The sequence below is a fragment of the Cloacibacterium rupense genome (genome assembly GCF_014645495.1).
In the GTDB taxonomy this organism is placed as follows: domain Bacteria; phylum Bacteroidota; class Bacteroidia; order Flavobacteriales; family Weeksellaceae; genus Cloacibacterium; species Cloacibacterium rupense.
Genome location: NZ_BMLV01000010.1, coordinates 1 through 5,556, shown reverse-complemented (window position 1 = coordinate 5,556; position 5,556 = coordinate 1). Strand labels below are relative to the sequence as shown.

Sequence of the window (5,556 nt, the reverse complement as noted above, 5' to 3'; positions counted from 1 at the left end):
AAAAAAATACGAAATTTTTCTCTCTAAAAACCAGAGCATTAAGATAAATAAAGAGATAAAACACAAAAAATCTTTCAAAAGATTTGGATTGAAAGGTAAAAAGGTTCTACTTTTGCACCACTCTAAACGAAAGGAGTAGCGCAGAAGAACATTATAAAGAACGAAATTGAAAGACGAAAAAAAACTAAAAAATTTTTGCAAAAAGATTTGGAGGTTAAGAAAAAGTTCTTATCTTTGCAGTCCCAAATAAAGGGAAAGAGTAGAAGCGAGATAAGGTATTGAATTAAGAGCGGATTAAGTTAATCTAAATAGAAATAGTGAAACTGAAGGTTCTGAAAAAAAATAAAAATTTTTTCAAAAAATATTTTGTCAATTCAAAAAAAGTTTTTACTTTTGCACTCGCAAATCTGAAACAATAGATGACAGAAATAAAGTTTTAGAAGAAGCGAAAGAAGAAGAGATCTTTGAAATAACAATATACAACCAAGTAAAAAAAAATAAACCAAAGCGAAGTCAACTTTGAGTGAGTCAGACAAACATACAATGGAGAGTTTGATCCTGGCTCAGGATGAACGCTAGCGGGAGGCCTAACACATGCAAGCCGAGCGGTATTGTTTCTTCGGAAATGAGAGAGCGGCGTACGGGTGCGGAACACGTGTGCAACCTGCCTTTATCTGGGGGATAGCCTTTCGAAAGGAAGATTAATACTCCATAATATATTGAACGGCATCGTTTAATATTGAAAGCTCCGGCGGATAGAGATGGGCACGCGCAAGATTAGCTAGTTGGTGAGGTAACGGCTCACCAAGGCAATGATCTTTAGGGGGCCTGAGAGGGTGATCCCCCACACTGGTACTGAGACACGGACCAGACTCCTACGGGAGGCAGCAGTGAGGAATATTGGTCAATGGGTGCAAGCCTGAACCAGCCATCCCGCGTGAAGGACGACTGCCCTATGGGTTGTAAACTTCTTTTGTATAGGGATAAACCTTCCCACGTGTGGGAAGCTGAAGGTACTATACGAATAAGCACCGGCTAACTCCGTGCCAGCAGCCGCGGTAATACGGAGGGTGCAAGCGTTATCCGGATTTATTGGGTTTAAAGGGTCCGTAGGCGGACTTATAAGTCAGTGGTGAAAGCCTGTCGCTTAACGATAGAACTGCCATTGATACTGTAAGTCTTGAGTATATTTGAGGTAGCTGGAATAAGTAGTGTAGCGGTGAAATGCATAGATATTACTTAGAACACCAATTGCGAAGGCAGGTTACCAAGATATAACTGACGCTGAGGGACGAAAGCGTGGGGAGCGAACAGGATTAGATACCCTGGTAGTCCACGCCGTAAACGATGCTAACTCGTTTTTGGGGCGCAAGCTTCAGAGACCAAGCGAAAGTGATAAGTTAGCCACCTGGGGAGTACGCTCGCAAGAGTGAAACTCAAAGGAATTGACGGGGGCCCGCACAAGCGGTGGATTATGTGGTTTAATTCGATGATACGCGAGGAACCTTACCAAGACTTAAATGGGAATTGACAGTTTTAGAAATAGAACTTTCTTCGGACAATTTTCAAGGTGCTGCATGGTTGTCGTCAGCTCGTGCCGTGAGGTGTTAGGTTAAGTCCTGCAACGAGCGCAACCCCTGTCACTAGTTGCCATCATTCAGTTGGGGACTCTAGTGAGACTGCCTACGCAAGTAGAGAGGAAGGTGGGGATGACGTCAAATCATCACGGCCCTTACGTCTTGGGCCACACACGTAATACAATGGCCGGTACAGAGGGCAGCTACCAGGTGACTGGATGCAAATCTCGAAAGCCGGTCTCAGTTCGGATTGGAGTCTGCAACTCGACTCTATGAAGCTGGAATCGCTAGTAATCGCGCATCAGCCATGGCGCGGTGAATACGTTCCCGGGCCTTGTACACACCGCCCGTCAAGCCATGGAAGCTGGGGGTACCTGAAGTCGGTGACCGTAAAAGGAGCTGCCTAGGGTAAAACTAGTAACTAGGGCTAAGTCGTAACAAGGTAGCCGTACCGGAAGGTGCGGCTGGAACATCTCATTTTAGAGCGTCATTAGACGTAAAACAAAATTAAAATAAGAACTTACTCAGTTCGCTTTGGTTTTTTTACTTGTTTATATATTAAAAATATACCCCTAATAATTAGTAAGAGGGAAGAGATTTAAAGTCTCGTAGCTCAGCTGGTTAGAGCGCTACACTGATAATGTAGAGGTCGGCAGTTCGAGCCTGCCCGAGACTACTAAAAATTAGAGGGGAATTAGCTCAGCTGGCTAGAGCGCCTGCCTTGCACGCAGGAGGTCAAGGGTTCGACTCCCTTATTCTCCACCGTTTTAGAAGTCTAATTTAAAAGTTACGGATAGAGCCAAAAACAATATTCGTTCATTAGACTAATAAGAAGAACAATAGATCATTGACATTAACGATAAAGACATCACAAAGAGATAACCGAGCACTTTCGAGTGCCGAGTATAAAAATATACTAATATAAAATTAGGAAAGAAATCGTTAAGGGCGTATGGCGGATGCCTAGGCTTTCAGAGGCGACGAAGGACGTGGTAAGCTGCGAAAAGCTACGGGGATTGGCACACACGAATTGATCCGTAGATATCCGAATGGGGCAACCCGGCATATTGAAGATATGTCACCCGCCGTAAGGCGAGGAGCAAACCCGGAGAACTGAAACATCTAAGTACCCGGAGGAAAAGAAATCGAAGAGATTCCGTAAGTAGTGGCGAGCGAAAGCGGATTAGCCCAAAAGCTTTTATATGTTTAATAGAATGTTCTGGAAAGAACAGCCAAAGAGGGTGATAGCCCCGTATATGAAAGGCATACATAAGTGATAAATGAGTAGGGCGGGACACGTGAAATCCTGTCTGAATATGGGGGGACCATCCTCCAAGGCTAAATACTCCTGAAAGACCGATAGTGAACAAGTACTGTGAAGGAAAGGTGAAAAGCACTTCGAATAGAAGGGTGAAATAGAACCTGAAACCGTACGCCTACAAGCGGTCGGAGCACCTATATGGTGTGACGGCGTGCCTTTTGCATAATGAGCCTACGAGTTAATTTTACTAGCGAGGTTAAGGACTTCAGGTCCGGAGCCGCAGCGAAAGCGAGTCTGAATAGGGCGCATAGTTAGTAGGATTAGACGCGAAACCTTGTGATCTACCCATGGGCAGGTTGAAGCTCTGGTAACACAGAGTGGAGGACCGAACCGGTTGACGTTGAAAAGTCTTCGGATGACCTGTGGGTAGGGGTGAAAGGCCAATCAAACTGGGAGATAGCTCGTACTCCCCGAAATGCATTTAGGTGCAGCGTTGATTATAAGTTTATTAGAGGTAGAGCTACTGATTGGATGCGGGGGTTTCATCGCCTACCAATTCCTGACAAACTCCGAATGCTAATAAATGTTGATCAGCAGTGAGGGCATGGGTGCTAAGGTCCATGTCCGAGAGGGAAAGAACCCAGACCAACAGCTAAGGTCCCCAAATATATGCTAAGTTGAAGCAACGCGGTTGAACTGCATTGACAGCTAGGATGTTGGCTTGGAAGCAGCCATTCATTTAAAGAGTGCGTAACAGCTCACTAGTCGAGCGGTTCGGCATGGATAATAATCGGGCATAAGCATATTACCGAAGCTATGGATTTGTAGTAATACATCTGGTAGGGGAGCATTCTATTTGCGCCGAAGCAGTATCGTGAGGTATTGTGGAGCGGATAGAAAAGAAAATGTAGGCATAAGTAACGATAAAGGGGGCGAGAAACCCCCTCACCGAAAGACTAAGGTTTCCTCAGCCATGCTAATCAGCTGAGGGTTAGTCGGGGCCTAACGCGAACCCGAAAGGGGTAGTGGATGGACAACGGGTTAATATTCCCGTACCTGTATAATAATAAAGTGACGGAGTTGGAAATTAGGTGCGTACTGACGGAATAGTACGTTGAAGTAACTGCGAGGTTACGATAGTACAGCAAATCTTCGGATGCGCTGATAATCCTAAGGACCCGCTTCCAAGAAAAGCGATTTATACAGCCCGTACCAAAACCGACACAGGTAGTCGAGGAGAGAATCCTAAGGTGCTCGAGTGAGTCGTGGCTAAGGAACTAGGCAAAATAGTCTCGTAACTTCGGAAGAAGAGACGCCAACAGTAATGTTGGCCGCAGTGAAGAGGCCCAGGCGACTGTTTATCAAAAACACAGGACTCTGCTAAATCGAAAGATGCTGTATAGGGTCTGACACCTGCCCGGTGCTGGAAGGTTAAGGAAGGTGCTTAGCGTAAGCGAAGGCATTGACTGAAGCCCCAGTAAACGGCGGCCGTAACTATAACGGTCCTAAGGTAGCGAAATTCCTTGTCGGGTAAGTTCCGACCTGCACGAATGGTGTAACGATCTGGGCACTGTCTCAGCCACGAGCTCGGTGAAATTGTAGTATCGGTGAAGATGCCGATTACCCGCAATGGGACGAAAAGACCCTGTGAACCTTTACTATAACTTCGTATTGACTTTGAGTAAATAATGTGTAGGATAGGTGGGAGGCTATGAAGCTGGCACGCTAGTGTTGGTGGAGCCAACGTTGAAATACCACCCTTTGTTTACTTGGAGCCTAACTTCTACGGAAGGACATTGCGTGGTGGGTAGTTTGACTGGGGTGGTCGCCTCCAAAAGAGTAACGGAGGCTTTCAAAGGTACCCTCAGCACGCTTGGTAACCGTGCGTAGAGTGTAATGGCATAAGGGTGCTTGACTGTGAGACCTACAAGTCGATCAGGTGCGAAAGCAGGACATAGTGATCCGGTGGTTCCGTATGGAAGGGCCATCGCTCATAGGATAAAAGGTACTCCGGGGATAACAGGCTAGTCTCCCCCAAGAGCTCACATCGACGGGGAGGTTCGGCACCTCGATGTCGGCTCGTCACATCCTGGGGCTGGAGAAGGTCCCAAGGGTTGGGCTGTTCGCCCATTAAAGTGGCACGCGAGCTGGGTTCAGAACGTCGTGAGACAGTTCGGTCTCTATCTATTGCGGGCGTTAGAAGTTTGAGCGGAGTTGACTCTAGTACGAGAGGACCGTGTTGAACAAACCTCTGGTGTATCAGTTGTACCGCCAGGTGCACCGCTGAGTAGCTATGTTTGGAAGAGATAAGCACTGAAAGCATATAAGTGCGAAACTCGCCGCGAGATGAGACTTCTTTTAAGGGTCGTTGGAGATGACGACGTTGATAGGCTACAGGTGTAAAGGCAGTAATGTCATAGCCGAGTAGTACTAATTACCCGTAGATTTATAGCCTAATAGGCACTCGAAAGAGATAAGGTTAGCTCTTTGTGAACGTTTTTGTCGATTAAATAGCATTTAGCAAATGGCTGATAGCCAATAGCTAAAAGCAATATAAAGCCTTTAGGGTGGTTTTAGCAGAGGGGCTCACCTGTTCCCATTCCGAACACAGAAGTTAAGCCCTCTAGCGCCGATGGTACTGCTAACGCGGGAGAGTAGGTCGCCGCCAGTTTTTATTAAAAGCTCATCAACAACGTTGATGAGCTTTTTTTGTTTTTG

At 46.1% G+C, this 5,556-nt stretch carries 2 tRNA genes and 3 rRNA genes; all 5 read left to right on the top strand.

Annotation, left to right across the window (positions count from 1 at the left end):
* Positions 1-540: 540 nt before the first annotated feature.
* The 5 genes from IEW40_RS14080 to rrf all read left to right on the top strand — a co-directional run bounded on the left by IEW40_RS14080 (position 541) and on the right by rrf (position 5,509).
* A 16S ribosomal RNA gene (locus tag IEW40_RS14080) occupies positions 541-2,057 on the top strand.
* 122 nt (positions 2,058-2,179) lie between these two features.
* A tRNA-Ile gene (locus IEW40_RS14075) sits at positions 2,180-2,253 on the top strand.
* 12 nt (positions 2,254-2,265) lie between these two features.
* Positions 2,266-2,339, top strand: a tRNA-Ala gene (locus IEW40_RS14070).
* 170 nt (positions 2,340-2,509) lie between these two features.
* Positions 2,510-5,292: ribosomal RNA gene (locus tag IEW40_RS14065) — 23S ribosomal RNA — on the top strand.
* 109 nt (positions 5,293-5,401) lie between these two features.
* Positions 5,402-5,509 (top strand): 5S ribosomal RNA (gene rrf / locus IEW40_RS14060).
* The 16S, 23S and 5S rRNA genes sit together here with 2 tRNA genes alongside, the layout of an rRNA operon.
* Positions 5,510-5,556: the final 47 nt, after the last annotated feature.